Source organism: Nonomuraea sp. NPDC003727 (assembly GCF_053586935.1).
In genome coordinates this window covers 402171-426452 of sequence record NZ_JBSFNE010000003.1, presented here as the reverse complement: position 1 = coordinate 426452, position 24282 = coordinate 402171, and the positions used below count along the sequence as shown (strand labels likewise).

Genomic DNA, 24282 nt, shown 5'->3' with positions numbered 1-24282 from the left:
CAGGTGAAGATCTTGAAGTGGGGCGGCACGCATAGAAAGGGGGACGGTTGCACTTCGCGCAGGGGAAGCGCCTACCCCGTCGGGTCGCACGCGAGGGAGAAGTGTGATCGATTCCCCAGGCCTCGCGTTCCAAGCCGTCCTTGCCTCTGCTCCAGCCCCCTACGTGCGGCGGCTGCTGGGCGAGCACGTATGTGAGCTGCTAAAGCTACTCCGAGGTAGCAATGCGGACGATGACGCTCTCCGCACATTGGCAGCCTCAGCAGTCTCCGCTGAGCGGCTTGTAGCCGATCCGGACGAACGCGCACAGTTGCTGCAGCTGCTGCCTCCGAACAAGCAGGAGGAACTAGCGGGGCGCCTAGGGCACACCAGCGCCACTTCGGGAACCACATTACTGGCTGATCTGAACTGGTCGCCTGAGCAGCGCCGCATCCTTCTCGGTTTCCTGGGACTGGTAGTCGACCGCGCGCCTGAGGTCCCCGTCTCCGAGCTCCGCTCAGTAGCGCCAACGTACGGTTTGTTTCCGTACCAGCGAACTGCGGCGAACAAAGTACGCCGTTTCCTGTACTCCGGGGAGCGCCGTACCGTGCTCCATCTACCTACCGGCGGCGGCAAGACCCGTACGAGCATGAATCTGGTCTGCGATCATTTGCGGCAAAACGAGCCAACGGTGGTGGTCTGGCTGGCCAGAGGCAAGGAGCTTCTTGAGCAGGCCGCGCTTGAGTTCGAGCGTGCCTGGATTGCTTTGGGCAACCGGGAGCTCTCGGTCGTGCGGATGTGGGGTGACCACCCGGCCGGCCTCGACCACATCAACGACGGCGTCGTGGTCCTTGGCCTCGACAAGGCCAGTGCAGCGGCCAAGTCTGACCAGACGTTTCTGGACCGCCTGGCGCTGCGGACAACCCTGACTGTCTTCGACGAGACGCATCAGGCGATCGCTCCTACTTACCGGAGAGTTCTGGACGCACTGACGCTGCGCAGCGATTCCAGTTTGCTTGGCCTCACCGCTACGCCGGGGCGTACTTGGGCGGATGTCGCAGAGGATGAGAGGCTCGCGGAGCTCTTCGCCCGGCAAAAAGTCATGCTGGAGATCGAGGGGTACGACAATCCGGTCACGGCTCTCATTGAGCAGGGGTACCTAGCTAGGCCCACGTTTCGTACCGTGGCGGCCAAGTCCGGTATGAAACTTAGCACGCACGACCTGCGCGGTTTGGCGGCATCCTTCGACATCCCTGACGCGATCGTTGACCGGCTAGCTGAGAGCGTCCAATGGAATCTGCAGGTTGTGCGCACAGTCCTTGACTTGAGTAACCGCCACCGGCGCATCCTTCTGTTCGCCGCATCTGTGGAGCACAGTCGGCTGATCACGGCGATATTGCCCATGCTGGGGATAGATGCTGACCAGGTCACTGCCGAGTCGTCTGCCCGTCACCGCGACAGGGTGATCAGCAGGTTCAAAGGCCCGGGCACGCGGCCCATGGTCTTGTCCAACTTTGGGGTCCTGACGACCGGTTTCGATGCGCCGAGAGCGAGCGCCGCGGTCATCGCCCGACCAACCCGCTCCTTGGTTCTCTACAGCCAGATGGTCGGCCGCGTCATCCGCGGACCGAAGGCCGGCGGTACGTCCACGTGCGAGATCATCACTGTCGTCGATCCGGAGCTGCCTGGCTTCGGAGACGTCGCGGACGCGTTCACCAACTGGGAAGACGTATGGAGCACTCGATGACATCCAAGTACTCGATCGTCACCTCCGACCTGACGGTTAAGGCTCTGCAGGACAGCGGGTACAAGTCGACCGCGTATGCGATTGCTGAGCTGATCGACAACGGCATCGAAGCCAACGCAGATATGGTCGAGCTCTTCGTCGTCGAAGGAACGCATACGCCAGCAGGGCGTGCTCGGCGCCGTGTCGAAACGATCGCCGTCCTTGACAACGGCCACGGGATGGACGGGGAAACGCTCAGGCAGTCCCTGCGCTTCGGCGCCGGAACTCGGCAGCATCGCAAGGGCATCGGGCGCTTCGGCGTCGGCCTGCCCAACTCCAGCATCTCTCAATGCGATCGGGTCGATGTGTGGTCCTGGACGAACGGTCCGGAGAACGCCCTACGCACCTACCTCGACCTCGATGAGCTGCGCGACGGCCTGGAAGAGGTACCCGAGCCCAAGCTCGACCCAGTCCCCGAGGAGTGGCAACGCCTGTCCCAGGCTCTCGGCCAGACGGGCACGCTGGTGCGGTGGACTCGGCTCGAACGCGTGCAGTGGCGTGGAGCGGAGACCACGCTCGCCAACACGGAGAAGCTGATCGGTCGGGTCTACCGACGCCTGATCACTAAGGGCACGCGTATCCGACTCGTCCCTGTCCGCGGGTTGTTCGAACTCGGCAGCGCACGCGATGCGCTCCCCAACGACCCGCTGCACTTGACGGCGCCTAGTGCCACGCCAGCCCCCTTCGATAGCAAGCCTATGTTCCGCCCCTATGGAGGCGGCAACACCGGTGAAATCGGCGTCGAGCGGTTCATGGTCAAGGGCATGGACGACATGGAGTACCCGGTCCTGGTACGGGCCTCCGTCGCCGTGGACGCTGCCCGACGCCCTGACATCCCAGGTGAAGAGTGGCCCAAGGAAATCTCTCCCACCATGCACCCGGGGGATACCCCCTGGGGCAAGCACGCTGACAAGAACCTGGGAATTTCTCTGATCCGAGCCGACCGCGAGCTCGATCTTGACACGGGCTGGACCAACTCCTACGACCCCGTCGAGCGGTTCTGGGGGATCGAGATCGACTTCCCTCCGCAGCTTGACGAGGTGTTCGGCGTAACCAACAACAAGCAAGCCGCCACCATCTTCTCCGGCCTGTCCAGCTTCAAGTGGCGGCAAGAAGCGGCGGGTCTGTCGTTCGAGGAGTTCCGCGAACAGCTCCGCCAAGAGGGGGACCGCCGCCTGCCTCTGATCGAGATCGTCTACTACATCCGCGAGAAGCTTCTTGGTAACCTGCGTAGCCATCTGCACGATCAGACCCGGGGGAGCCGGTCCAACCGGAAGCGGCACGAAGATGTCGAGGCGAAAGCGGAGCACGCCCTGCGCCGCCGCAAGGAGGAGACTCAGCCAAGTCTCACCGACCAGCTCGCGGAGCAGGTGACCGAGGAGGAGAGCCAGAAGCAACAGCTCGAAAGCCTGGTCAAGATCCACAAGTACAGCCCCGCCGATGCGGAGCGCATCATCGCGGAGACGAAGGCGAACAACCGCCACGTCCAGCTCCTCACGAGCCGGAACCCGGACTCGCCGGCGTTCTTCAACGTCGAGTTCATCCCGGGCGTGCTGCAGGTTTCGCTTAACATGGACCACCCGGCCTACAGCGACCTCATCGCGGTGCTCGACCAGGACATCGAAGATGCGAGCAAGGAGGAGCTGGCTGACCGCCTGGTCGTCGCTGCCAACGCCTTCAAGCTGATCCTGCTGTCGTGGGCCCGCTACGAGGATGAGCAGCCCGAGAAGCCCCGAGCACGGGCCAAGCAGATGCGGCAGGACTGGGGGCGCATCGCCCGTGAGTTCCTCGCTCCTGGCGATGACGATGAGGACGACGAGTGACGGACGATCACGTCTGGCAACAGCTCAAGCAACTGTTACTGGGCGCGAGCCGCCGCGTCGTCCTCGTCGCTCCCTTCATCAAGAAGGACCTCTTCCAAGCGGTGCTCGACACTATCCCCAGCAGTGTCACCGACATCAACTGCGTGACGCGGTGGTCCGTTGCCGAGATCGCTGCCGGCGTCTCTGATCCCGAGATCGCCGAGCTCGCTGCTGCTGACGGTCGAGTCCTTGTCCGTCTGTGCCACAACCTGCATGCCAAGTTGTACGTCGCCGACACGCGCTGCTTAGTCGGATCAGCCAACCTGACGGGCAAGGCGACCGGGCGCGTCCCCGGAGCCAACCTCGAACTACTCCTCGAGGGGGACACGAGACACCCAGAGGTGCAACGGGTACTCAGCGCCATCGACAATAGCGCCGTCCCGGCAACGCCAGAGCTGGGCAGGCTCCTACGTGAGCAAGCCGAGCTCTTGCGAGCTGACGAAGAGGCACCGCGAATAGCGATCCCAGGACAGCAGACCCGAGCTACGAGTTGGCTGCCGGAGACACGGCGTCCGGAGCGTCTGTACCGGGTGTACCGCGGGCGCTACCGCGACGTCGGGCGCGAGGTGCTCGCCGGTGTGCTCCGCGATCTCGCCGAGCTTGACATCCCTCCTGGGCTTGTCGAGGAGCAATTCGGGGCCACTGTCCGCGCGCGTCTTCGTGAGCTGCCGGAAGTCCGCAGACTCAGCGAGATAGGCCGCCTGAGCTTGGGCGAAGCGAAGGAGAAGCGGGTAGCAAGCGGCTCCTGGACAGAAGAGCAGGCCCAGCGTGCCCTTGAGACCCTCGGCGAGTGGTTGCGGTACTTCGACGAGGTCCAATTTGTGCCGACCGGGCCATGGGAAATAAGGCAGGGAAAGCAGATCACCTGACAGTGGGAGGAGCGGCATCCTCCGCAGGGATCTGTACGCCGAGCCCGCAACCTGGGCGGTTCCCGTGGCCACCTACGCGCACGATATCTTGAAGCAGTCCATACAAAGCGGTAGGCCTTCCAGCAGCCCGGCGACGAGAATAGGTAGACGGTATGGCAGCGGCGCGCGTGCCGTATCTGCTCGGCCACGCCGAGATCGCCAGCCTCTTGGGAGTTGAACGGCAGACCTCTCGCAAGTGGCGGACTGACGGCACACTCCCCGAGCCGGATCTCGTCGCCTCCGGTAACCCGTACTGGCGGCTGCCCACGGTCCTGCGGCTCGAAGGCACAGGCGGTCGGAGGATAACCGCGGACCGCCTGGAGGCGTATCGTCGCAGTCTCCCTCACGGTTACGAACTCCAGGCGGGCGACGAACTGCCCCCTATTGTCGGCATCAAGGAAGCTGGCCTTATCCTCGGTCGGAACGCCCAGACCATCGCTCGGTGGCGCGATAGGGGGCAAATCGCTCCAGCTGATCTGGTCTTGTCGCGCTCCCCTCTCTGGCTGCTGGACAGCCTCCTCGCCGACGCGCGCACGCGGGGTCGGGACATCGATGACCAGCGACTCCAGCTCCTTCTCGCAGGCCGGCGACCGGAACAACAACCTCGCGGTCGTCCTCCGAGGACGCAGACAACTCGCATGGCTTCCAACCCGCTTGTCGCAGGCAGGGCATTCACCTCCGAGCAACAGGTCGAAGCTGCGGCGTTTCTCCACGAGCTCCTGTCCGAGGGCTTCACCGTCGTCATCCGACCGCAGCGCAGAGGCGTCTGACCGGCGCGAGTTCTGCCACTCTCTGACAGCGACTCTCTGGGCGCCGACCTTCCGGCTGAGATAAACAGTTGATGAGGGTCACGTGTCAATATAGCATCTCATGCTGCAGCCGTATCACCGCAGAGGGAGCCAAGGCATGTCCAGCATCGAGAGCTATCCGACAGCTCTGTCGGAGCACGCCGAAGAGCCTTGCCTGAAAGTCGTTTCGTACGGAGGCGGAGTCCAGTCGACTGCCCTGTTAGTCCTTGCCGCTCAAGACCGCCTCCCCTACCGCATGTTTCTGTTCGCCAACGTCGGCGATGACAGCGAACATCCCGCCACTCTCGCCTACCTACGCGAGGTCGCCACCCCCTACGCAACGCGGCACGGGCTCGAACTCAAACAGCTCGACCGCAAACGACGTGACGGTTCCACCGAGACGCTCATGCAACAGTTGAAGCGCCCCGAGAGCCGATCGATTCCTATTCCGGTGCGGATGGCCAATGGAGCACCTGGACGTCGCTCCTGCACCGCCGACTTCAAGATCAAAGTCATTGGGCGGTGGCTACGAGACCACGGCGCCACTGCAGACGCCCCTGCCACGGTCGGAATCGGAATCTCGGTGGATGAGATCCATCGCGCAAACCGGCGCCGAGCGGAACGGCATGAGAACGTCGCATACCCCCTGCTGGACCTCGGATTGCACAGAGCAGACTGCGAGGCGATCATCAGAGAGGCGGGCTTGCCCGTCCCGCCCAAGAGCGCCTGCTTCTTCTGCCCTTTCAAGACTGCGCAAGGCTGGCGTCAGCTACGACAGGAGGAGCCCGCACTGTTCTCAGAAGCCGCTCACTTGGAAGACATAATTAACCAGCGCAGGAAGGTTCTCGGACGCGACGCGGTGTACCTCACGCGCTATGGGCGCCCTCTCGCTGCCGCTATCCCCGCGAACACGATGTCCGACTCGGCGGATGAACCGGACGGCACCTGCGACTCGGGTTGGTGCATGACCTAGTACTCCAGCCGCAGATTGGGCTCTTTGATGCGTTGTCGCTGGTAGTGGGACCGGCGAGCTTGGGTCTGATGGCGTCGCCGCCATCGCGACCAGTGCCAGGCACGGTCCTGGTTCGGCGTCGGTCGGGTCAACAAGGCGAACATGCGTCGGATTTCGTTGGCGGAGATCGTGATCAGGTCGTGGGCGGGGTCGGTGGGCGCGCTGGTGGGCTGGTCGCATAGGGACGCGCGGGTGACGGCCAGGAAAGCCAAGGCGAACATGACCAGGGTGATGTGCCTGTACCAGGCGGAATAGAGCCGGACTTGGTAGTGGTCGAGGCCGGTCTCGTTCTTGCCGGTTTGGAAGCATTCTTCGATGCTCCAGCGGGTGCCGGCCACCGTCACCAGTCGGTGTAGAGGCGCTGGGGCAGGGGTGTGGCATAGGTAGAAGGCCAGCTCGGATGGCTTGCTGATGGAGCGCCGGATCAACAGGTGATGGATCGGGCTGGTGGTGGCGATCAGGGCCCAGTCATAGCGTCGCTCACCCTTGACGCCCGGGCCGCAGGACAGACGCTGCCATCCTGATCTGGGGATCTTCGCGGCCATGACGTCGGCGCGGATGGTGCCCACCCGGGTGGTGATGTGATGGACGCGAGCGACGGCTAGGACGTAGTTAAGGTGGCGTTGTTCAAGGAAGCGGCGTAGCGGCCCGTTGTCGCCGTAGGCCTCGTCGGCGGTGATCCAGCCGAACGGCACGCCGTGGGTGATGGCTCGCTCGATCATGGTTTGCAGGAGTTGCGGCTTGGTCGCGAAGGTGACCTCATCAGGTACCTTAGCCGCCGCACATCGCCTTGGATCGGCGATCCAGGAGTCGCGCGGGAGGTAGAGTTCGCGGTCAACGATGGCCCGGCCACGAAGGGTGGCGTAGCCGAGGAAGACGCCGATCTGACAGTTGGTGATCTTTCCTGCGGTGCCGGTGTACTGTCGTTGCACCCCGGCTGAGCATGCGCCCTTCTTCTCGAAACCGGTGTCATCGCCGACCAGCACCCCATCGGCTTGGCTGAGGTGGTTGACCACGTAGTTGCGTATATCGTCGCGCACGCCGTCGACGTCCCACCGAGCCGTGGTGAACAAGCGTTGCATGCCATCCGGTGTGGCTTCACCGGCGTATTCGGCCAGTGACCAACTGGTCTTGCGCTCCAGCCCGGACAGAAGTCCCTCGATGCATCGACGCGCTCGCAGTCGCGGCTCGCGCCGTTTGAACCGGCCTGCTACCAGCGCGAATGCGTCGTCCAGCCCAGCATGCAGACGAGCGGGGTCCAGGTGTTCTAATCTGGCCATCGCGGCCACCGCATGATCTTCAGTTCCAACACACCTGAATGATCACAGCGGTGGTCGTTCCTCTGTGACGTACCTACGTACGCACCTTGGCCTCACCCGCTGAGCGGCCCACCCAGCAAGATCCCAATCTGCGGCTGGAGTACTAGTTTGCGTATAGAGGTTGAAAGGTCAGGGTTCATTACCTGTCAGAGGGAAGCCCGACGGTTTGCGGACCTGGATCTGAAGGCGACCTACCGGAACGAGGGCGACGACCAGAACAAAACTCTGTCCGAGTATCTGGATTCAGGATGTTCCCTGTGAGCGAGCCAGATGGACACGCGGATGTTCGCCAACCAGAACAGCACCTTCAACAAATTCACATTAGAGGGGCTCCTGGAAGCGTTCAACCTGGGTGAAAAGGCAGGAGCGGGGGTTGGCCACGCGCTTTTGCCATCTGGCTCGAGGCCCAAGCATCGGAAGCGGCGAGGCAGTCTGACCGTCCGCTTTTCAGGCGGACCAATCGCCTTGCTCAGCTGATCGAGACCGTGGTCAGGCGCATGTGGACGGTGGCGCGAGTGCGTGGGCGTGTGGGGACGTTGCTGTCAGCGCTGCTGTCACCTCAGCCATGGTTACCCCGGTGGCAGGGCCCGATGTAGGAGGGCCTTGCCGGCGATCACCCCAGCCCGTATGGCGGGCACCGAAGTCTGCGATCGTCACGGCCTCAGCCACCGTGCCGCCTTCTGATCCGTAGCCAGTTCGAGATCGTCCACGGGCGTCTACCGCTGTCCAGGGACGTTGTTAGCATCGGCGTTAGCAAGATCATCGTGGCTAGCGACCTCTTGCCGGCGCGGCATGGGACTGACCGAGGACCGATGGCCTGCTCGGGGAGACTCGTTAGTCGTCGAAGCTGGCGATCCATTCGTTGATGAACTTCGACGCCTCGTCAGCGGTGACGACATCGCTCCTGGGCGCGGGGCCGAGGCTCTCGACGAGCAATTCCGGTGATACGGGCTCCCCCGTGACGACCAGGTAGCACGACAGGCCCTCACTCATCTGACGCGACATCGAGGAGACGAACGCATCGCGGCGGAACCGGTTACAGAGCAACAGCAGGTTCTGCTGTTCCAGCTCCGCTCTCAGCTGGCGCAAGGCGTCTTCGAAGTCGATCGACGAGCGAACCTTGATCGGTGAAGCGCCAGCGCAGTTCAGCCGGAGCTCGTACGTCTCGTCATCGGTCTGCGTTGTCACCTGGCATGGCAGAAGGGATTCGTCCGCCAAGTTGACCAACTCGAGGTCGTGCATGCTCACCTCGGCACGTAGTGGGGGTTCGGAATCCAGACGTCGTCAGCGCTCCCGTACTTGCCCGGCTTCCAGGCCCCTCTGATCTGCGATGGATCGATCCGCTTGAACCCGACGGGCCTACGATCAAGGGAATCATCGTGGCGCTCGCCGACGCGTTCTACGAGGCCGCGATCGACAATGGGGCAGATCCGCCTTGCTCGGGATCTTGAGGTATCCCCTCACAGTTCCTCCCTCGTGTTCATGGGGGCTTGCAGCCACCACCATGTCACCCCAGCTCACACCCCCGAAAAGGCTTCTAACTTACGAGGTGTCCTTCGCAGTGGGCCGACGGCAGCATAAAGAGCACTCATTCTCCCAGCTCAAATGGCACCTCATGTGACTTTCAGGCTCGAACTTCAGGCTTCACGCCGTGGAACCAGGCTAAGATGCTCCTATGGACATGTCTGGGTTGCCGGAAGGCGCGAACATCAACAATATCGAGATAACCAATGATGATTCCTCGGCTCCTCCTCGCAACCTGGAAGGGTTCTCACCTTACGCTGCCTATGTCGCCAGGACTGAGGAAATCGAGGAACTTATCTCACTCACCTCGATATCATACGCGCTTTCCCAGCAACTCCTTCTTTCCACTCCGCCAGAACAGCTCGCCGGTACTACGTTTGACAATTCGACGTCTGGGCGTCGGTCGTTTTCAATGGCCGATGTCGCCATTGGAGACATTCTTGAAATGTCGGCCGGCTGGCTTTTATATGAAGAATACGCGCAGAAAACGGGTCGAAATCTTCAGGATGTAGCCAATCAGGCGGAGGCTGGCCTGCTTGGTCCGGTTCGGATCCGCCTTTCCGATGGCGCCCCGGTCATTCTTTGGCCGCCTGAAAGCGAGAGAGAAGCAGATTTTAAGGCGCCCGAGATCGGTTTTCGCCGTATCAAGTTGAATGCTATGGTTAGGGCCAAGGTTGCGGCCGATTTAACATTTGATCCATCCGACCCGGTGCAGGCCAAGGCGGCTCAAAAGCATTTCCTAAAGTTGGCCAGTTCGCTAGGGAAGGTCGGCGAAGTAGTAAAACGGGCCGAATTTCTCCTATTTCGCGCAGCCTTCCTGCTTCAGTGGACCAGCTTCGAAGTGTTTCTTCGAGAGACGATTGAGGAACTCTTGGCAAGACATCCTCAGGTAATACTCGAGTCGGCAGGAAAGAAGGAGAGCCTGTCCTATGAGCAGCTATTTTCGATGTCTCACAAGCTCTCTTCGATAGAGAGTCTACGCCAAGAACTGATCGACATGGAGATCGAGAGGCTCCGCTCAAATGGTCGCTCAATCCATGGAATGATCAACTTTCTCAAGAGTGCTTTCCGCTTCAAGCGCGATCCCTACAAGGCTTGGTATGTTTATAAAGGTAAGCGTCATGAAGCAACCTACAGCACGCTTATCGACATTAAGGAACGAAGAAACATTCTAGTGCATGAGGCGTCAGATGCTAGATCTGCTATTTCAGGCAAGGAAGGGCAGAGTCTGGGTGGGGAAGAATATGTGAAATATGTCCTGGCCCTACGCTCTGTCGCTTATAGCATTTCATCTAGTGTGCACTTCAAGAAGTATGAGGTGCAAGTTTCCAATGGTCCTGCCTAGCTAGGGCCCCGCTGCTTGTACCTAGCCCGGCACGTGGGGCCGTCCGTCGACAGTCGGAGAACCCCGTTATCCGGTGGCAAGCGGACCCGGAGCGCAGGGCCGCCAGGCCCGAGCACCGGAAGCCGCGCGGCAGCCGATCGCCCCGCCGGTTCGGAGATCGCCGAAGTGAGCGATCGTCACGGCGTTAACTGGTGACGTCTGACATCTGTGGGCGCGCTGGGCGGTGCGTGCCCGGACCGGCCGAAGAGCCGCAGCCGGGCACGCAGACAGGCCAGCGCGCCCGGCGGACCGCGCAGCGGTCCGCCCTTGAGGAGCCCTTGAGGCAAGGCCGCGTAGTTAGCGGTGGTGCTGTCGTGTCAAGGCAGCGTGTAAGTGCCGCGGCCGACCTTGCGGATGATGCCTTCACGTGCCCATTGGCTCATCTGAACGCCGAAGCTATGCAGATCGGGGGCGTCAATGAGCTGTCCGACTTCTCTTGAGTGCCAAGAGCGGTCCGGTTCAGCCTTGAACAGGGCCAGGACACGTTCTTTGCGGCCCGCGCGCAAGGGTGTGGTGGTCTTCGCGGTGCGAGGTGCAGGACGGGTGGCGTCGGCCAGGTGGCGGTCCAGGGCCCATGATCTTGGCGGGGTGGGGACCGAGGGTGGTGGTGCAGTGCGGCCTTGGTGGATGAGGAACTGCAGGTCGGTGATGGCGATGCTGCCTGGTGGCCGGTCGTCGCTGCGGTGAGTGTGGTAGCGGGAGATCGGGATTTGACCTTGCGGATGCCCAGCCGCGGGCGGCGTGCTGGCAGCAGGCCCGCCAGGACGGCCCGGCCGATTGTTCCCAGGAGGTCGATGTCATCGGTGCCGGGCACGATGGCGTGGGCGGTGATGACCTGCTCGCGGGCGGTGTCCAGGGCGGTGGTGAAGCAGGCCCGGTCGGGGTCGGTCCCCGGGCTGGTCTCCACGGCGTCGGTCATGGCGCGGCGCAGCACCTGGTAGAGGGTGAGGGTGGCCCACATCTCCTGTTCGACGCCGGCCGGGTCGCCCGAGCGCAGGACGGTGCCGGTGAGCAGGGTGTGCCGCAGTGCCAGGTACGCCGATTCGATCTCCCAGCGCTCGTGGTAGAGCCGGATCAGCCGCTCGGCGGGGTCAACGCGGTGGTCGGTCAGGGTGGTGATAAGTCGGTAGCGGCCCTGGACACGGCGGCCGTCGGCTAACGTCACGATCACTTCCGCGTCGATGATGCGGACCTGGAGACCGGCCAGCATCGACAGGAATGACCCGTCGGGCAGTTGGGCCAGCACCGGCGGCCTGCGGCAGGTGCGGATACGCACCAGCAGGGCGGCGCCGGTCACGGCGACCTGCTGCAGGAACGCATCGGCGTCGAACGCCCGGTCGGCCAGCACCAGCATGTCAGGGCGCAGCCGATCGGCCAGCCGCAGCGCAAAAGCGGCTTCTCCCACAGCCGGGGCACCGAACACCGCCCTCGTACCCTGCGGCTCGTCCGGGTGCCGACCTTGAGCTTGGGCAGCAGGACGAACCGCGGGTCGAGGCGACGCAGGGCGGCGGTGACGGTGTCCTTGCCGCTGGCGGGCGGCCCGTACAGGACGATCCCTTGCAGGCTCACGCGAGGATCCGCTTGAGCGCTTCGCGGGTCTGGTCGGCGAGGCTGATGGCGGCGCCGAGCCGGTTGTCGACGGTGACGTGCGCGGTGGGCGGGCTGCTGTCGACGGCCAGCCCTTCGGCGTACTGGTCCCAGTTGTCCAGCTTCCAGGCGTCGCGCGCGGCGCCGCGGAACTCGATGTACTCGCGCATGGACTCGGGATCGCACCGCACCCAGATCGCCGCGACGTCGATGCCCTTGGCCGCGCACCGGTTCTCCAGGCGGGTGAACCAGGCTTCGTCCTTTAGTTCCGCGATGAACGGCGCCGACAGGATGGTGGAGGTGCCGATGTTGAGGTTGTCCCAGGCGGTCTCCATCAGGCACCGGTACTCCAGCGGCCGGACTTCCTTGAGGTACAGGTCCGTATGCCGGTCGTTGGGATCGCCGCCGAGCGAGATCAGGAGCCGCTCGACGATGCGCCGCGTGAGGGAGTCCTTGTCCAGGAACGCCCATCCGGTGATGTCCGACAGGAAGCGGGAGAACTCGGTCTTGCCTGATCCGGCGTATCCGCCGACCAGGACGAGGATCGGCTTGGGACTGCCTCCGCCGTGTCGACGGCGCCAGGCGTCGACCACGCGGTTGCGCAGGAGGGCCTGTGGTGAGTCGCCCGGTTCGATGCCGCCGATGGAGACCTTGGTGAACGCTTCCTCGATGACCTGGGCGGCGGCATTGTCCGCGGCGGGGTCTGCCGGTGGAGGCAATTCAGAAATCACAATTTCCGCTTTCTGTGATTCACCGGGCAAAGCTGGACGAAAACCCAGTTCAGGTTCGCTGGCCTGGTAAAGCAGGCAGTAAGCGCGTCGGTAGTGCGGGCCGGGAAACACCGTTCCCTGCTCGTGTCCCCACAAGGTTTGGAAGTTGGCCGCCGGGACGGTCAAGCCGTGCCGAGCGGCGGCCTGGCGTAGCCGCTCGCCTGCGGCTTCGAGGGTGAGGCCGTGCGCCTCGCGGTGTTCGCGCAGGCGAGAAGGGGTCCAGCCGGTTCGCTGGGTCGTCTTCATTGCATACCTTCGCCTTCACACTGGGGGCGGTGCGCGGTGTGCGGGTCGTGCATGTGAAAACAGACGTGTAAATGCCGTTGAGCCGAACTGAAGAAGCTTAACTAGATCCGCGTGATACCGGAAATCCGCTGGTCACGGTGAACTTAAGCCACTCCGAAAGAGCGAAACACAAGGAGATGGCGATGGAGTCGCACCGGTACCGCATCATCGGGGAACTGGCTGAGATCAGGGTGGAGCTGGAGGAGTTGACCTGCCGAGTCAGCGAGATCGCTTCGGCTTTGGGAACACGGCCGACTCAAGAGCCGCAAGCCGATCCCCCAATTCCTTGAGGGTGCGGCGCATCTCGGCCAACTGGGCCAGGACTTCGCCGTCGAGGTCTTCGGCGGGGCCGGCCGCGGGTTGGGCTTCGCTGACGAATACGCCCTTGCCCTGCTGGCCGACGACCAGACCTTGAGTGCGGAGCACGCTGATGGCCGACTTGATCACGCTGGCCGACACGTCGTAGCGCTCGCCGAGCTGGGCGATGGAGGGCAGCGCCGCGCCAGGCGCCAACGTCCCGCGGCGGATCTGCTCGCTCAGGTCGTCGACGATCTGCAAGTAGGCCGGTCGGCCGGACTTCTCCACCATCTGCGCCCTCCTCTGTTCCTCCCAAGTTGAGCACACCGCAACCAAGCGGTCAAAGAACGCCTTGACAACTTAGAATTCCAAGTGTTCCATGTCTTCTAAGCATCCCCCCGATTAAAGGGAAGATCATGCGAGCCATCCCCATCCCCGTCGACGTCACCAAGCTCCAGATCACCTGCGTCAAGGCCCCCAAGCCGCGCCTGGTCAGCAAGGACACCGGCGAGATCAAGCGCGACAAGGACGGCAACGTCATGTACGAACTGACGCTGCTGTTCGAGGACGAGTCCAGCCGCATGGAGCTCGTCAAGGTCAGCACGACTCCCGAACCACAGATCAACGTCGGTGACGAAGTCGTCCCCGTGGGCCTGCTCGGCTACGTCTGGGAGGCCGGCGGCCGATGGGGCATCTCCTACCGAGCGCAGACGTTCATCCCGGCCGGTGCCGGAAGAACGGCGGTGGGCCAGTGATCGACATCGACATTCACCATCCCGCCGTCAAGGCCCACGCCGCGCTGCTTGTCCTGATCCTGTGGCGGCGCTGGGCGCCGGTCTCCTACTGGTACCTGTTCGTCTTCCCCCGCAAGGCCGTGTGGCTGCGCTGGTCCTGGCGGCACGTCGCCTCCGGATGCGGGCTGACCAAGAAGCGGCAGCGCTGGTGGTTCACCACCATCCCCGGCCTGGTCGCCTCCACCGGCGTCGTCCGCGTCAAGCGCCGCTTCCAGCGGGTCGCCGTCGACACCAAGCCATGGATGGGCCTGCCCAAGCCAACACGGAACGGCTTCCGCATCACCTTCCACCTCCTCGACGGCCAGGTCCCCGACGACTACGCGAAGGTCTGCGAACGGCTCGCCCACGCCTGGCGCATCGAGGCGGTCCGCGTCGTCGGCTCCCGGCCTGGCCGCGTCACCCTGCAAGGCATCACCCAGGATCCGCTGACCCACGTCGCTCCGGCCGTACCCCCGACCGAGCCGTCAGGTGGCTGGTGCGCTGATGACCTGCTGCGGCCGATCGTCGGTGTGCTGGAGACCGGCGCCGCCTGGCGGATGGACTTCCGGCTCATCCCGCACTGGATCAACGCGGGCGCCACCCAATCAGGCAAGTCGAACCTGCTCAACGCCCTCATCGTCGGGCTGTCCCCGCAACCGGTCGCCATGGTCGGCTTCGACCTCAAAGGCGGCGTCGAACTGTCGGTCTACGGCCCTCGGCTGTCCGCGCTGGCCACCACCCGCGAACAGTGCCTCGACCTGCTGGCCGACCTCATCACCGTCATGGGCTCGCGAATGCTGGCCTGCCGCCGGCACGGAGTGCGCGACATCTGGCAGCTCCCCGACGCGCTGCGCCCCATCCCGGTCGTGGTCCTGGTCGACGAGCTGGCCGAACTGTTCCTGACCGCTGACAAGGCCGAAAAGGACCAGGTCACCCGTACGGCAACCGCCCTGCTGCGCATCGCTCAGCTCGGCCGCGCCTTCGGCATTCACCTTCTCCTGTCCGGTCAGCGCATCGGCTCCGACCTCGGCCCTGGAGTGACCGCGCTGCGGGCTCAGATCGGCGGACGTGTCTGCCACCGCGTCAACGACCCCGAAACCGCGGTGATGACCCTCGGCGATCTCGACCCCGACGCTCTGGTCGCCGCCCGGTCCATCGCTCCCGAGATGCCCGGCGTCGCCGTGATCACCGGCTCGGACGGCCGCTGGTACCGGGCCCGGTCCGGCTACGTCTCCACCGAAGCCGCCGAACAAGCCGCCCACACCTTCGCCGACCTCACCCCGTCCTGGGCCCAGGTCGCCGCAAGCGGCCTCGGCCACGAGCTGCCCGGCAGCGGCAACCCAGAACTGGCCGCCTGAAAGGAGGAACCGATGACCCTCAACGCCGCTCGCCTGGCAGACACCGCCCCCGTGCTGATCCTCGCCGTGATCGCCGGAGCGGGCAGCTTCACCCACATCCGCGACACCGCCACCGAGCACGGCCAGACGGGCTGGATGGCTTGGGCGGTCGCGGTTTGCGTCGATCTCACCTGCGTCATGGCCGCGCGGGAACGGCAGCGGGACCGCAAGACCGGACGGGAACGGACCGGCTGGGTCTCCTGGCCGACCCTCGTCCTGACGAGCGGGATCGTCCTCTCGTTGGCCGCCAACCTCGCCCAAGCCGAACCCTCCCCGTGGGGGTGGATCACCGCCGCCACACCGGCCGGCGCCTTTCTGGTCGCGGTCTCGATGCTGGAGCGCCGCGCCTCCGAACGCCGTCCCGAACCGTCCTCGGACCTCGTTCTCGTTCCGTCCGCAGTACCGGAGCCGACCCCGCCTGCCGTACCGCACGAGAACGGGCCGGTGTCCGAACTGCTCGACTACGCCCGCCGCGTCGCTCACGAACACCAGGCACGCCACGGCAAGCCCATCACCCGCGACACCCTGCGCGCCCGGCTGGGCGTCTCCAGCCAACTCGCCTCAGACCTGCTGCGCACCCTGCGCGACAGCCCTGCCTGACTTGAAGGAGAAGACGATGACCACCCGCGACGACCTCATCAACGGCCTGATCGACCTCGCAGCCTTCCTGGAAGCCAACCCCAGCCTGCCCGTCCCCGACTCCGTCGACGCCTACGCCTTCCCCGACGACGACGGCACCGACGAGGAGATGCGCCACTTCGTCAACCGGGCCGCGATCGTCCTCGAGACCGTCCCCTCGGAGCACAGCGGCCACTACCGGGCGGTCCGGGCCTTCGGCCCCGCGGCCTACCGCGCAGTGGCCATCCTCGCCTCCGCCCGCACCCGCCCCGCCGCCTGACACCCCCAAGGAGATTCCATGCGCATCCGCATCGACGGCACCCACGCCGAACTCGCCCACGCCGTCCGCCAGATCCGCGCAGTCCTGCCGGTCGGCTCCGTCTCGCGCCTGCTGACGACCGGCCGGCCGTACACCTGGCGCGTGTTCATCAACACCGCCCCCGACCGCTCGGCGGAAAGGAGGTGGATCACATGAGCGAAGAGCCCATCCCGCCCGCAGCCCCGCCCCGACACCAGTGCTGCACCTGCGGCGGGACCGGCATCGACAGCTACGGCGACAACTGCCCGCACTGCGAAGGCCACGGCTACTGCTGACGCCTTCGGCGCCCCCGGCGTGACCACACATCCGCCAAGACGTCCGTCACGTCGGGGGCCATCCCGAACCGAACCACCAAGCCCGGAAGGGACAGCCCCATCATGGCAAGCCCCCACACCCTTGCCGAGCTCATCGCCCGGCTCGACGATCCCGACCACGAGCGCTGGGCCGCCCAGATCCGCCGTACCGGCGGCTGCCGACAGCCCATCCACCTGCGCGGCCACGTCCTGCACATCGACCCCGCCACCGGACGCCGCCTGCACACCTACACCACCGCCACCGAACCCGGCGGCATCCTGCGCGTCCCCTGCAAGACCCGCCGCGCCTCCCGCTGCCCGTCCTGTGCCGAGACCTACCGCACCGACACCTACCATCTGATCCGCGCCGGACTCGTCGGCGGCAAAGGGGTGCCTCCCACGGTGGCCACGCACCCGTGCCTGTTCGTCACCCTCACCGCCCCCTCCTTCGGCCTCGTCCACACCCGCCGCCAGCGCGGCGCCAAGCCCCTGCCGTGCCACCCGCGCCGCAACACCCGCACCTGCCCGCACGGGCGCGTCCTGTCCTGTACGGCCACGCACAGCGCCGACGACCCCCGCCTCGGCGAACCCTTGTGCCCCGACTGCTACGACCACTCCGGCTCGGTCCTGTTCAACGCCATAGCCCCCGAGCTGTGGCGTCGCTTCACCGAAGCCCTGCGCCGGCGCTTCGCCAAACTGTCCGGCCTGACCCTCAAGGCGCTGAAGGAGAAGGTGACGATCTCCTTCGCCAAGGTGGCCGAATACCAGCGACGCGGCGTCGTCCACCTCCACGCCGTCATCCGCCTCGACGGCCCGGACGGCCCCGAATCCCCACCACCGCCCTGGGCGAGCGCCGAGGCCCTGGCGGACGCCGTACGGCACGCGGCCTCCGCCGTGACCGTCCCCATCCCGGCCGCGGGCGGCGAGCCGGCGAGGGTCCTGCGATGGGGCACCCAGCTCGACATCCGGCGCATCGCCATGGACGGCGACCTCACCGAGCAGGCGGTCGCCTCCTACGTCGCCAAGTACGCCACCAAGGCCGCTGAATGCGTCGGCGCCCTCGACCAGCGCATCAACCCACTGACCGACCTCGACACCCTCCCGATCCGCGACCACGCCCGCCGCCTCATCGCCGCCTGCCTGCGCCTGGGAGCCCTCGACGAGCTGGCCGACCTGCGGTTGATCCAGTGGGCCCACATGCTCGGCTTCCGCGGCCACTTCTCCACCAAGTCCCGCCACTACTCCACCACCATGGGCGACATCCGCGCTTACCGCACCGAGCACGCCCGAGCCGAGGCGGTCACCACCGGCCGCCTGCCCCTCTTCGATGAAGACACCGTCCTTGTCATCTCCCATTGGGAGTACGTCGGCAAGGGTCTCTCGCCGGAGGACGCGCTCCTGGCCTCCCTCCGGCTGGAGGTGAGTCCGGATGCGTGATAGGGACAAGCTTCTGACCCTCCCCGAAGTCTTGGAGGAGCTGAACGGCGTCTCGCGCCGGACCTTCTACCGGTGGAGAGAGCTGGGCAAGGCGCCTGTCTGCGTCCAGTACCCCAACGAGGAACTGCGTGTCTGGAGAAGCGACCTGGACGCCTGGCTCGACGGACTTCGGGAGGCGTCATGACGACCAGCTATGACGTGAAGTTCTGGGAGACCCAGCGCAAGACCCAAGGTAAGGCGATCTCCTTCGTAGTGCGCTGGACCGTGGCCCGAAAGTCCAAGTCGAAGAGCTTCCGCACAAAGGGATTGGCTGACAGCTTCCTGTCCGACCTCAGGCAGGCGGCAAAGGCCGGCGAGCTCTTCGACATCGCGACAGGTCTGCCGGTCTCGATGCTCAACGCTGAGCCAGAACCCGCAGGGCCCTCTTTTCTAGAGTTCGCGCAAAAGTATGTGATCAGTAGATGGCAAGGGACGGCGCCGCGGACAAGGGAGACGGAGGTCTACGCGCTGCTGTCGCTCGTTCCCGCCCTCGTCGACGATGTGTCAGTCTTCCGGAGGATGACGAGCTTCGCAAGGTTCTGCGGTCCCATGCACTCCTGCCCGAGGGCAGGCGCAACGAGTTGAACCGTGCGGGCACACTCGCTCTCGGTTGGCTCCAGAAGGCGTCTCTCCCGTTGGAGGAGCTTCAAGACCCGTCCGTACTCCGCCGCGCCCTCGATGCCATCTCGGTCACGTTCGCGGGGGAGGAGGCGGCGGCCAACACGGTACGGCGCAAGCGAGCGATCTTTCATCACTTACTGGAACGAGCCGTGGAACAGAAGGCCTTCGCGTCGAACCCTCTGGACACGATCAAGTGGAAGCCGCCGAAGGCGGTTACTGCCGTCGACCCTCGGACCGTCGTCAATCCCACGCAAGCGAAGGAACTGCTAAACGCTGTGCCTCGGGTCGGTCGCACTCGCGGTGTCCGGCTCAAGGCAATGTTCGCCTGCATCTACTACGCGGGTCTCCGACCTGAGGAGGCGGCGGATCTGCGGTTGAAGAACTGCACCCTGCCGGAGTCGGGGTGGGGACTGATCGTGCTGGAGAAGGCGAGACCGCAGGGCACCAAGCGATGGACGAACTCGGGTCAGACACACGAGTCCCGCAGCCTCAAGCACCGGGCCAAGAAGGAAACGCGAGAGATCCCGATCCCACCGGCGTTGGTCGCCATCCTCTGCGACCACATCAAGGCGTACGGCACAGCGGAGGACGGCCGCCTGTTCCGCACATCCAAGGGAGGCTCCTACTCCAGCTCGGCATACTCCTACGTCTGGCAGGAAGCTCGTGCCCTCGTATTTACCGAAGCGCAGGTGAGCTCCCCGTTGGCCGCCCGGCCGTACGACCTTCGGCACGCTGCCCTGTCCCTATGGCTCAATGCGGGCGTGCCAGCCGCGGAGGTCGCCCTTCGCGCGGGCAACAGCGTTGAGATCCTCAACAGGGTCTACGCCAAGTGCCTGGACGGCCAGCGGGAGACCATCAACGGAAAGATCGACAACGCTCTGGAAGAGTGATCAGCGTCAGCGGACACAGGGCCTCGGTGTCTCACCGGGGCCCTTCCTGTGTGCGAAGAACGCCCATGGCCTCGACGACGTCGGAGACGACGTGATCCGCTCCGTGGTCTGGTCCCGGATGTCCGTCGCGGTTGACCCAGATGGTTCGCAAGCCTGCTGCACGCCCGCCCGCGATGTCCGCCCCAAGGCGGTCGCCGACCATCCATCCGCCGGCGACGAGTGTCAGCCCGCAACGCCGCGCCGCGACATCGAACAATGCCGTCTCCGGCTTACGAACACCCTCGGCGCCGGACAGCGCATAGCCGTCTACTACATCGGCCAACCCGGTGCGCTCAATCTTCCCGAGCTGGTTGTCGGCCGTTCCGTTGGTGACGATGGCCACCCGCCAACCAGCCTCACGTAGCTCCGTCAGCCCGGTCAGTACTTCAGGGCGGCAGTGGACGAGGAACGGCATACGAGCGCGGTAGGCGGCCCAGAGCTCCTCGACGGGATCGGGCAGCCCAAAGCGTTCCCGTGTCCGCGCGAAGAAGGCCTCTCGATGCGGCAAGCCATCCTGGTCCAGAGCTATCAGCCAGTCGACAGCTTCCGCGTCGAGGCCGCGTTCTGCGACGAACTCCGTAGCCCACCGCGCGAACGCCGCGTCGAGATCAATGAGCATGTTGTCGAGATCGAAGAGGGCTAGGCGCTGCACAGGCGCCTCACAATCAGGGGCGCGAGCTGCCGAAACACCCTCAAGATCATCCCGCATATATCCCGCGATCACTGTCCTACGGCTGCCTACGGTGGCATACGGCTGCCTAGCAAGCAAAAGACCTGCGACTGAGAGGTCGCAGGTCAGGTGCCGAAATGGCTGATCAACTGTGTGCCCCCGGCATGATTCGAACATGCGACACCCGCTTTAGGAGAGCGGTGCTCTATCCCCTGAGCTACGGAGGCGGACGCACCTAGCCTAGCGAAAGCAGAGCACTGCGTGTGACATCGACCCGAGGGAACTTTCGCGGGATCGGTCACGGGTGCTCTGGTCGGCGGTAAAGGCATGGCAAGCGGTCCCGTGATCAGATCCGGTGCGTGGCTAACGTCGCGCTCGTGACCAGTAGTCGACGTGGTAGGCGGGGCGCGGGGCGGCCGGTGGTGCTGTTCGCGGCGTTGCTCGCGCCCGCGATTCTCGCTGGGGGGCTGCTGGCGGGGGAGCTCGTCGGGTACGACGCGGCCGTCACGGCCGCGGCGATGGAGGGCTCGGGTGAGGGGCGGGCGAGTCGCCGCACTGTGGACGATCGGCAGGCCGGTGGCCGGGTGGCGGGTGAGCAAGGGGGCGGTCGCCGGGCGGTGGGTGCGGCGCCGGGGGAGCGGCCGGTGGTGGCTGGTCGAGAGGTCGGGCGCATGGCCTTCGCGCCGGTGCCGGCGCCCGCGCCGCCGCATGCTGAGCGGGCGTTCGAGAGGCTGTTGCCGGCGCCGCTGGGGGTGGAGGCGCCGGAGACGGTGGCGCTTGCCGTACCGAGGCGTCAGGAGCGGGGTGAGGAGCCGGCGGAGGCGCGGCAGGCGGTGCCGGAGCGGCCCGTACGGCAGCAGCCGGCGCGGTCGGGCGGCTGTCCTGACGAGTGGGTGGACACCTGGCTGTGGGAGTTGTGTCAGGAGTACCAGCGGAAGCAGGCGTAGGGATCTGGCGGTGGAGCGGCGCTAATGGCGTGTTCGGAACATAACGGCTGCCGGGAGTTCGGTCCGGGCACCGAGACGGCTGTAGTAACGTGCGTGCCTGACCCAGGTAACGAGTTCGCAAACGGAGGAATCGAACGTGTCAGCCCCTCGATCAGTGGGTCTGATCGCGGTCGTCACGGCGATCTCTTCGGTGCTTCTGGGCATTCCGGCCGTACCTGCGCACGCTGTCGATCCGCTGCCGGACTCCGTTCTCGAGGCCGTCGTCGGTGGCGGGGTGGTGGAGGGGTCTGCCGGGGACAGTGCGGCGGTGGCGCAGGGGCCTGGGGATCTTACGGCGCTGCGTAAGGAGGCCGAGAAGTCGGCGAACGAGCTGGCCGCGGCGCAGAAGGTGCTCGACAAGCGGACCAGTGATCTCAAGGCGGCCAACGCCCAGCTCGACAAGAAGCTCGAGGACCTGGCGAAGGCGGAGGCGGCGCTGACGCAGATGCGGCGGCCGATCGCGGACCTGGTCGAGCTGGTGTACCAGCAGCCCATGGGCGATGGCATCGCGCCGTTCCTCGCCGGGGACGCGGACGCGAACACGGCGATGCTGCGCTCGCAGAGCGACGCGAGCGTGCTGGCGCAGGCCCAGCAGTTGCAGATGGAGCAGGTCGCGAAGGCGTACGCGGACAAGCAGCGGCTGGCCGCCGAGGCGCAGGAGTTGCGCGCCACGAACCTGCTCGCCGCCGCGCAGGTGGAGGCGGAGGTCTCCATGCTGACGAAGCGTTCGGACAAGGTCGTGCAGTCGCTCACGAAGGCCCTCGTCAAGATGGGCATCAAGATCGACAAGGTGGGGCGCGCGGCCTTCGCGTGCAATCCCCTGCGGATCAACGCGACGACCGAGTATCCCAACGGGCTCATTCCTGAGAACATCCTCTGCCCGCTCCAACAGCGCGGGCACCTGTTGCGGGCGGACGCGGCCATCGCCTTCGTCTCGCTCAACGAGGCGTACAAGCGGCACTTCGGGCAGCAGATATGCGTCACAGACGCCTACCGGACGCTGGCCGAGCAGCAGTCGGTCTACTACCGCCGGCCGGGTTTCGCCGCCGTTCCTGGGCGGAGCAACCACGGGCTGGGCATGGCGGTTGACCTGTGCGGAGGGGTGCAGAGCGCGGGAACGCCACAGTTCAGGTGGATGGAGGCCAACTCGAAGAGGTACGGGTGGTTCCATCCAGACTGGGCCTACAGCAGCCCTTATGAGCCGTGGCACTGGGAGTACGACCCGCAGATCGATTCCCAGCGCTGACCGCACGCTCCGGCTCAGGGTTCTGGGTGACTGTTTGGGCGTGGAGTGGATGTCGGGCAGGGCTTGGCGCCGATCTGGTCAGACCGGGCTGACCTCGGCGCAGCAGTGCGCGCAGCGGGCGGCTGCCTTGGGGATCTCGGACAGGCATTCCGGGCATTCGCGGTGCGTGGTCTCCTGGCGTCCGGCGGCGCGTTCCTTGTAGCGGGTGTACGGCCTGACGACCAGGAAGTACACGACCAGGGCGATCAGTAGGAACGACAGCAGCGCGTTGATGAAGTTGCCGTACTTGAACTGGGCCTGGCCCACCGTGAGCGTCAGCGAACTGAAGTCGGGCAGGCCACCGAACGCCGAGATCAGCGGGGTCAGCAGATCCGCGACGAAGGACGTGACGATGGCGCCGAACGCCGCGCCGATGACGACCGCGACGGCCAGGTCGATGACGTTGCCCTGCATGAGGAACTTCTTGAAACCGCTCATAGCTACAAATAGTAGCGAATCGCTTACGGTAAGTGCGGGTTGATGGTCACGGAGAGGCGTCCACCGGCTTGGGCGGCGGCGAGCATTCTCGCCTGGTCGGGAGTGGCGGCCAGCACGACGAGCGCGCCGCTGTCAGACTCCGCCGCGGGGATGGTGATGACCGGAACCCGTTCGGCCACGGTCTGGGCGACCTGGCCGGAGTCCCAGGCCGCGAGCACGCCGATGGCGTCGCCGGGGGAGAGCAGGCGTACGGCGTCGGGGTCGGCGATGCGCACCGGCATGGCGACCGTACCCGGAGGGAGCGTGGCCAGGAGCGCGGGGTTGACGAGCCGTACGTCGGTGAGGGGCTCGCCGCGGCGCATCGGGGCCGCGAGCGTGCGGCCGACGGCGCCGGTGCTGAGGGCGCCGTCGGGTACGGCTGCCGCGGGGAGGTGGGCCGGCTGGAGGTCGCCCTGGTGGAGGGTGCCGGGTTTGAGGTCTTTGGCGGCGACGAGGACGGTGGTGGTCGGGCCGGGGCCTGGGCGGAGGACGGTGAGCGCGCATGCGAGGGAGAGGGCGGCCAGTGCGGCCGCGATGAGCCGGCGTCGGCGTTCGAAGACGCGGGTCCAGGCGCGCATGGGCGACTCCAAGGGGGTGTTGCTGGGGCGGATGCCGGGTCGGTGGTGGTGTTCGTTCAGGTTCAGGGTTCAGGGGGCGGTTCGGGTTCTGGTGGGGTCGCGGGCGGGCGTGCGGCGGCGCGGGATGAGCGGCTGGTGTCATCGAGATGAGGCCGTTCGCGTGGCGACACGGCGGTTCGGGCGGCTGCTTGTGGAGCGGTGTGTCTTGTGGGCGCTGGCTCACGGAGGCGGCGTGCCCTTTGGACGCTGCCTTGTGGAGGCGGCGTGCCTTTGGGCGGTGCCTGGTGGGGGCGGGCGTTTGACATGGGCTCTGGCGGTGGACGGGGAAGGGTATGGCGGACAGTGCATGGCGCGAGGGCAGG

The 24282-nt window shown here is 65.4% G+C and carries 27 protein-coding genes and 1 tRNA gene; 18 read left to right on the top strand and 10 right to left on the bottom strand.

The window, feature by feature from the left end:
* Positions 1 to 307 precede the first annotated feature (307 nt).
* The 5 genes from ACWDLG_RS10750 to ACWDLG_RS10730 all read left to right on the top strand — a co-directional run bounded on the left by ACWDLG_RS10750 (position 308) and on the right by ACWDLG_RS10730 (position 6293).
* Entirely contained in the window at positions 308 to 1723 is a 1416-nt protein-coding gene (locus ACWDLG_RS10750; RefSeq protein WP_449918286.1) for a DEAD/DEAH box helicase, read from the top strand.
* Positions 1720 to 3585 carry an ATP-binding protein gene (locus ACWDLG_RS10745; protein ID WP_449918283.1) on the top strand — a complete coding sequence of 622 codons (1866 nt, stop codon included), beginning with the start codon at positions 1720 to 1722 and terminating at the stop codon, positions 3583 to 3585. Before ACWDLG_RS10750 ends, ACWDLG_RS10745 begins: the two co-directional genes overlap by 4 nt.
* Entirely contained in the window at positions 3582 to 4493 is a 912-nt protein-coding gene (locus tag ACWDLG_RS10740; protein ID WP_449918280.1) for a phospholipase D family protein, read from the top strand. The genes ACWDLG_RS10745 and ACWDLG_RS10740 overlap by 4 nt, the downstream gene beginning before the upstream one ends.
* 152 nt (positions 4494 to 4645) lie before the next feature.
* The gene (locus ACWDLG_RS10735; protein ID WP_449918278.1) at positions 4646 to 5302 is read left to right on the top strand and encodes a hypothetical protein; all 657 of its coding nucleotides are present in this window, start codon (positions 4646 to 4648) and stop codon (positions 5300 to 5302) included.
* Between the two features lie 136 nt (positions 5303 to 5438).
* Positions 5439 to 6293 (top strand): phosphoadenosine phosphosulfate reductase, encoded by an 855-nt coding sequence (locus ACWDLG_RS10730; RefSeq protein WP_449918277.1) that lies wholly within the window; start codon positions 5439 to 5441, stop codon positions 6291 to 6293.
* Here the strand turns inward: ACWDLG_RS10730 and ACWDLG_RS10725 are convergent.
* A complete protein-coding gene (locus ACWDLG_RS10725; RefSeq protein ID WP_449918653.1) occupies positions 6290 to 7612 on the bottom strand; it encodes an IS701 family transposase in 1323 nt (440 codons plus the stop codon). The genes ACWDLG_RS10730 and ACWDLG_RS10725 overlap by 4 nt on opposite strands.
* Before the next feature lie 873 nt (positions 7613 to 8485).
* Positions 8486 to 8893 carry a hypothetical protein gene (locus tag ACWDLG_RS10720; RefSeq protein WP_449918274.1) on the bottom strand — a complete coding sequence of 136 codons (408 nt, stop codon included), beginning with the start codon at positions 8891 to 8893 and terminating at the stop codon, positions 8486 to 8488.
* A 433-nt stretch (positions 8894 to 9326) separates the two neighbouring features.
* Here ACWDLG_RS10720 and ACWDLG_RS10715 point away from each other — a divergent pair, with 433 nt between their 5' ends.
* Positions 9327 to 10520, top strand: a complete 1194-nt coding sequence (locus tag ACWDLG_RS10715; RefSeq protein WP_449918271.1) for a hypothetical protein — start codon at positions 9327 to 9329, stop codon at positions 10518 to 10520.
* A gap of 418 nt (positions 10521 to 10938) precedes the next feature.
* Here ACWDLG_RS10715 and ACWDLG_RS10710 read toward each other — a convergent pair whose 3' ends face one another.
* From ACWDLG_RS10710 to ACWDLG_RS10695, 4 genes are all read right to left on the bottom strand, one after another.
* Positions 10939 to 11913 (bottom strand): transposase, encoded by a 975-nt coding sequence (locus ACWDLG_RS10710; protein ID WP_449918268.1) that lies wholly within the window; start codon positions 11911 to 11913, stop codon positions 10939 to 10941.
* Positions 11853 to 12128: a hypothetical protein gene (locus tag ACWDLG_RS10705; RefSeq protein ID WP_449918265.1), complete on the bottom strand. Its 276-nt coding sequence runs from the start codon at positions 12126 to 12128 to the stop codon at positions 11853 to 11855. Before ACWDLG_RS10705 ends, ACWDLG_RS10710 begins: the two co-directional genes overlap by 61 nt.
* Entirely contained in the window at positions 12125 to 13162 is a 1038-nt protein-coding gene (locus ACWDLG_RS10700; RefSeq protein ID WP_449918262.1) for an AAA family ATPase, read from the bottom strand. Before ACWDLG_RS10700 ends, ACWDLG_RS10705 begins: the two co-directional genes overlap by 4 nt.
* Before the next feature lie 258 nt (positions 13163 to 13420).
* Positions 13421 to 13789 carry a GntR family transcriptional regulator gene (locus tag ACWDLG_RS10695; RefSeq protein ID WP_358130388.1) on the bottom strand — a complete coding sequence of 123 codons (369 nt, stop codon included), beginning with the start codon at positions 13787 to 13789 and terminating at the stop codon, positions 13421 to 13423.
* Between the two features lie 125 nt (positions 13790 to 13914).
* Between ACWDLG_RS10695 and ACWDLG_RS10690 the strand changes: the two genes are divergently transcribed.
* The 10 genes from ACWDLG_RS10690 to ACWDLG_RS10645 all read left to right on the top strand — a co-directional run bounded on the left by ACWDLG_RS10690 (position 13915) and on the right by ACWDLG_RS10645 (position 19885).
* Positions 13915 to 14253 carry an SCO3933 family regulatory protein gene (locus ACWDLG_RS10690; protein ID WP_449918260.1) on the top strand — a complete coding sequence of 113 codons (339 nt, stop codon included), beginning with the start codon at positions 13915 to 13917 and terminating at the stop codon, positions 14251 to 14253.
* Positions 14250 to 15629 carry an FtsK/SpoIIIE domain-containing protein gene (locus ACWDLG_RS10685; protein WP_449918258.1) on the top strand — a complete coding sequence of 460 codons (1380 nt, stop codon included), beginning with the start codon at positions 14250 to 14252 and terminating at the stop codon, positions 15627 to 15629. The genes ACWDLG_RS10690 and ACWDLG_RS10685 overlap by 4 nt, the downstream gene beginning before the upstream one ends.
* Before the next feature lie 12 nt (positions 15630 to 15641).
* Positions 15642 to 16268, top strand: a complete 627-nt coding sequence (locus tag ACWDLG_RS10680) for a DUF2637 domain-containing protein (protein WP_449918256.1) — start codon at positions 15642 to 15644, stop codon at positions 16266 to 16268.
* Positions 16269 to 16284: 16 nt separating this feature from the next.
* On the top strand, positions 16285 to 16566 hold the full coding sequence (locus ACWDLG_RS10675; RefSeq protein WP_449918253.1) for a hypothetical protein: 282 nt from the start codon (positions 16285 to 16287) through the stop codon (positions 16564 to 16566).
* An 18-nt stretch (positions 16567 to 16584) separates the two neighbouring features.
* Entirely contained in the window at positions 16585 to 16761 is a 177-nt protein-coding gene (locus ACWDLG_RS10670; protein WP_449918250.1) for a hypothetical protein, read from the top strand.
* Positions 16758 to 16880, top strand: coding sequence for a hypothetical protein (locus ACWDLG_RS10665; RefSeq protein WP_327089209.1), 123 nt, complete (start codon positions 16758 to 16760; stop codon positions 16878 to 16880). The genes ACWDLG_RS10670 and ACWDLG_RS10665 overlap by 4 nt, the downstream gene beginning before the upstream one ends.
* A gap of 102 nt (positions 16881 to 16982) precedes the next feature.
* A complete protein-coding gene (locus tag ACWDLG_RS10660; RefSeq protein ID WP_449918246.1) occupies positions 16983 to 18335 on the top strand; it encodes a replication initiator in 1353 nt (450 codons plus the stop codon).
* On the top strand, positions 18328 to 18519 hold the full coding sequence (locus ACWDLG_RS10655) for a helix-turn-helix transcriptional regulator (protein WP_449918244.1): 192 nt from the start codon (positions 18328 to 18330) through the stop codon (positions 18517 to 18519). Before ACWDLG_RS10660 ends, ACWDLG_RS10655 begins: the two co-directional genes overlap by 8 nt.
* Complete coding sequence (locus ACWDLG_RS10650) at positions 18516 to 18959, top strand: hypothetical protein (RefSeq protein ID WP_449918242.1); 444 nt, start codon at positions 18516 to 18518, stop codon at positions 18957 to 18959. Before ACWDLG_RS10655 ends, ACWDLG_RS10650 begins: the two co-directional genes overlap by 4 nt.
* Before the next feature lie 50 nt (positions 18960 to 19009).
* On the top strand, positions 19010 to 19885 hold the full coding sequence (locus tag ACWDLG_RS10645; protein WP_449918241.1) for a tyrosine-type recombinase/integrase: 876 nt from the start codon (positions 19010 to 19012) through the stop codon (positions 19883 to 19885).
* Between the two features lie 31 nt (positions 19886 to 19916).
* Here the strand turns inward: ACWDLG_RS10645 and ACWDLG_RS10640 are convergent, their stop codons facing one another.
* Together ACWDLG_RS10640 and ACWDLG_RS10635 are read right to left on the bottom strand one after the other, a co-directional pair.
* Entirely contained in the window at positions 19917 to 20576 is a 660-nt protein-coding gene (locus ACWDLG_RS10640; RefSeq protein ID WP_449918239.1) for an HAD family hydrolase, read from the bottom strand.
* 172 nt (positions 20577 to 20748) lie between these two features.
* Positions 20749 to 20821, bottom strand: a tRNA-Arg gene (locus ACWDLG_RS10635).
* A 150-nt stretch (positions 20822 to 20971) separates the two neighbouring features.
* Between ACWDLG_RS10635 and ACWDLG_RS10630 the strand changes: the two genes are divergently transcribed.
* Both ACWDLG_RS10630 and ACWDLG_RS10625 read left to right on the top strand, forming a co-directional pair.
* Positions 20972 to 21541, top strand: coding sequence for a hypothetical protein (locus ACWDLG_RS10630; protein ID WP_449918236.1), 570 nt, complete (start codon positions 20972 to 20974; stop codon positions 21539 to 21541).
* A 307-nt stretch (positions 21542 to 21848) separates the two neighbouring features.
* Positions 21849 to 22826, top strand: coding sequence for a D-alanyl-D-alanine carboxypeptidase family protein (locus ACWDLG_RS10625; protein ID WP_449918234.1), 978 nt, complete (start codon positions 21849 to 21851; stop codon positions 22824 to 22826).
* 78 nt (positions 22827 to 22904) lie between these two features.
* On the opposite strand, the gene mscL is transcribed toward ACWDLG_RS10625, so the two are convergent.
* Positions 22905 to 23303: a large conductance mechanosensitive channel protein MscL gene (gene mscL / locus ACWDLG_RS10620; RefSeq protein WP_449918232.1), complete on the bottom strand. Its 399-nt coding sequence runs from the start codon at positions 23301 to 23303 to the stop codon at positions 22905 to 22907.
* Between the two features lie 23 nt (positions 23304 to 23326).
* Positions 23327 to 23920, bottom strand: a complete 594-nt coding sequence (gene cpaB, locus ACWDLG_RS10615; protein ID WP_449918229.1) for a Flp pilus assembly protein CpaB — start codon at positions 23918 to 23920, stop codon at positions 23327 to 23329.
* Positions 23921 to 24282: the final 362 nt, after the last annotated feature.

Excerpts from the sequence above, each read along its gene's own strand:
- ACWDLG_RS10745 (WP_449918283.1), top strand. The coding sequence starts at position 1,720 with ATGACATCCAAGTACTCGATCGTCACCTCCGACCTGACGGTTAAGGCT.
- ACWDLG_RS10735 (WP_449918278.1), top strand. The coding sequence starts at position 4,646 with ATGGCAGCGGCGCGCGTGCCGTATCTGCTCGGCCACGCCGAGATCGCC.
- ACWDLG_RS10730 (WP_449918277.1), top strand. The coding sequence starts at position 5,439 with ATGTCCAGCATCGAGAGCTATCCGACAGCTCTGTCGGAGCACGCCGAA.
- ACWDLG_RS10725 (WP_449918653.1), bottom strand. The coding sequence starts at position 7,612 with ATGGCCAGATTAGAACACCTGGACCCCGCTCGTCTGCATGCTGGGCTG.
- ACWDLG_RS10720 (WP_449918274.1), bottom strand. The coding sequence starts at position 8,893 with ATGCACGACCTCGAGTTGGTCAACTTGGCGGACGAATCCCTTCTGCCA.
- ACWDLG_RS10715 (WP_449918271.1), top strand. The coding sequence starts at position 9,327 with ATGGACATGTCTGGGTTGCCGGAAGGCGCGAACATCAACAATATCGAG.
- ACWDLG_RS10710 (WP_449918268.1), bottom strand. The coding sequence starts at position 11,913 with ATGCTGGTGCTGGCCGACCGGGCGTTCGACGCCGATGCGTTCCTGCAG.
- ACWDLG_RS10700 (WP_449918262.1), bottom strand. The coding sequence starts at position 13,162 with ATGAAGACGACCCAGCGAACCGGCTGGACCCCTTCTCGCCTGCGCGAA.
- ACWDLG_RS10695 (WP_358130388.1), bottom strand. The coding sequence starts at position 13,789 with ATGGTGGAGAAGTCCGGCCGACCGGCCTACTTGCAGATCGTCGACGAC.
- ACWDLG_RS10690 (WP_449918260.1), top strand. The coding sequence starts at position 13,915 with ATGCGAGCCATCCCCATCCCCGTCGACGTCACCAAGCTCCAGATCACC.
- ACWDLG_RS10680 (WP_449918256.1), top strand. The coding sequence starts at position 15,642 with ATGACCCTCAACGCCGCTCGCCTGGCAGACACCGCCCCCGTGCTGATC.
- ACWDLG_RS10675 (WP_449918253.1), top strand. The coding sequence starts at position 16,285 with ATGACCACCCGCGACGACCTCATCAACGGCCTGATCGACCTCGCAGCC.
- ACWDLG_RS10670 (WP_449918250.1), top strand. The coding sequence starts at position 16,585 with ATGCGCATCCGCATCGACGGCACCCACGCCGAACTCGCCCACGCCGTC.
- ACWDLG_RS10665 (WP_327089209.1), top strand. The coding sequence starts at position 16,758 with ATGAGCGAAGAGCCCATCCCGCCCGCAGCCCCGCCCCGACACCAGTGC.
- ACWDLG_RS10660 (WP_449918246.1), top strand. The coding sequence starts at position 16,983 with ATGGCAAGCCCCCACACCCTTGCCGAGCTCATCGCCCGGCTCGACGAT.
- ACWDLG_RS10655 (WP_449918244.1), top strand. The coding sequence starts at position 18,328 with ATGCGTGATAGGGACAAGCTTCTGACCCTCCCCGAAGTCTTGGAGGAG.
- ACWDLG_RS10650 (WP_449918242.1), top strand. The coding sequence starts at position 18,516 with ATGACGACCAGCTATGACGTGAAGTTCTGGGAGACCCAGCGCAAGACC.
- mscL (WP_449918232.1), bottom strand. The coding sequence starts at position 23,303 with ATGAGCGGTTTCAAGAAGTTCCTCATGCAGGGCAACGTCATCGACCTG.
- cpaB (WP_449918229.1), bottom strand. The coding sequence starts at position 23,920 with ATGCGCGCCTGGACCCGCGTCTTCGAACGCCGACGCCGGCTCATCGCG.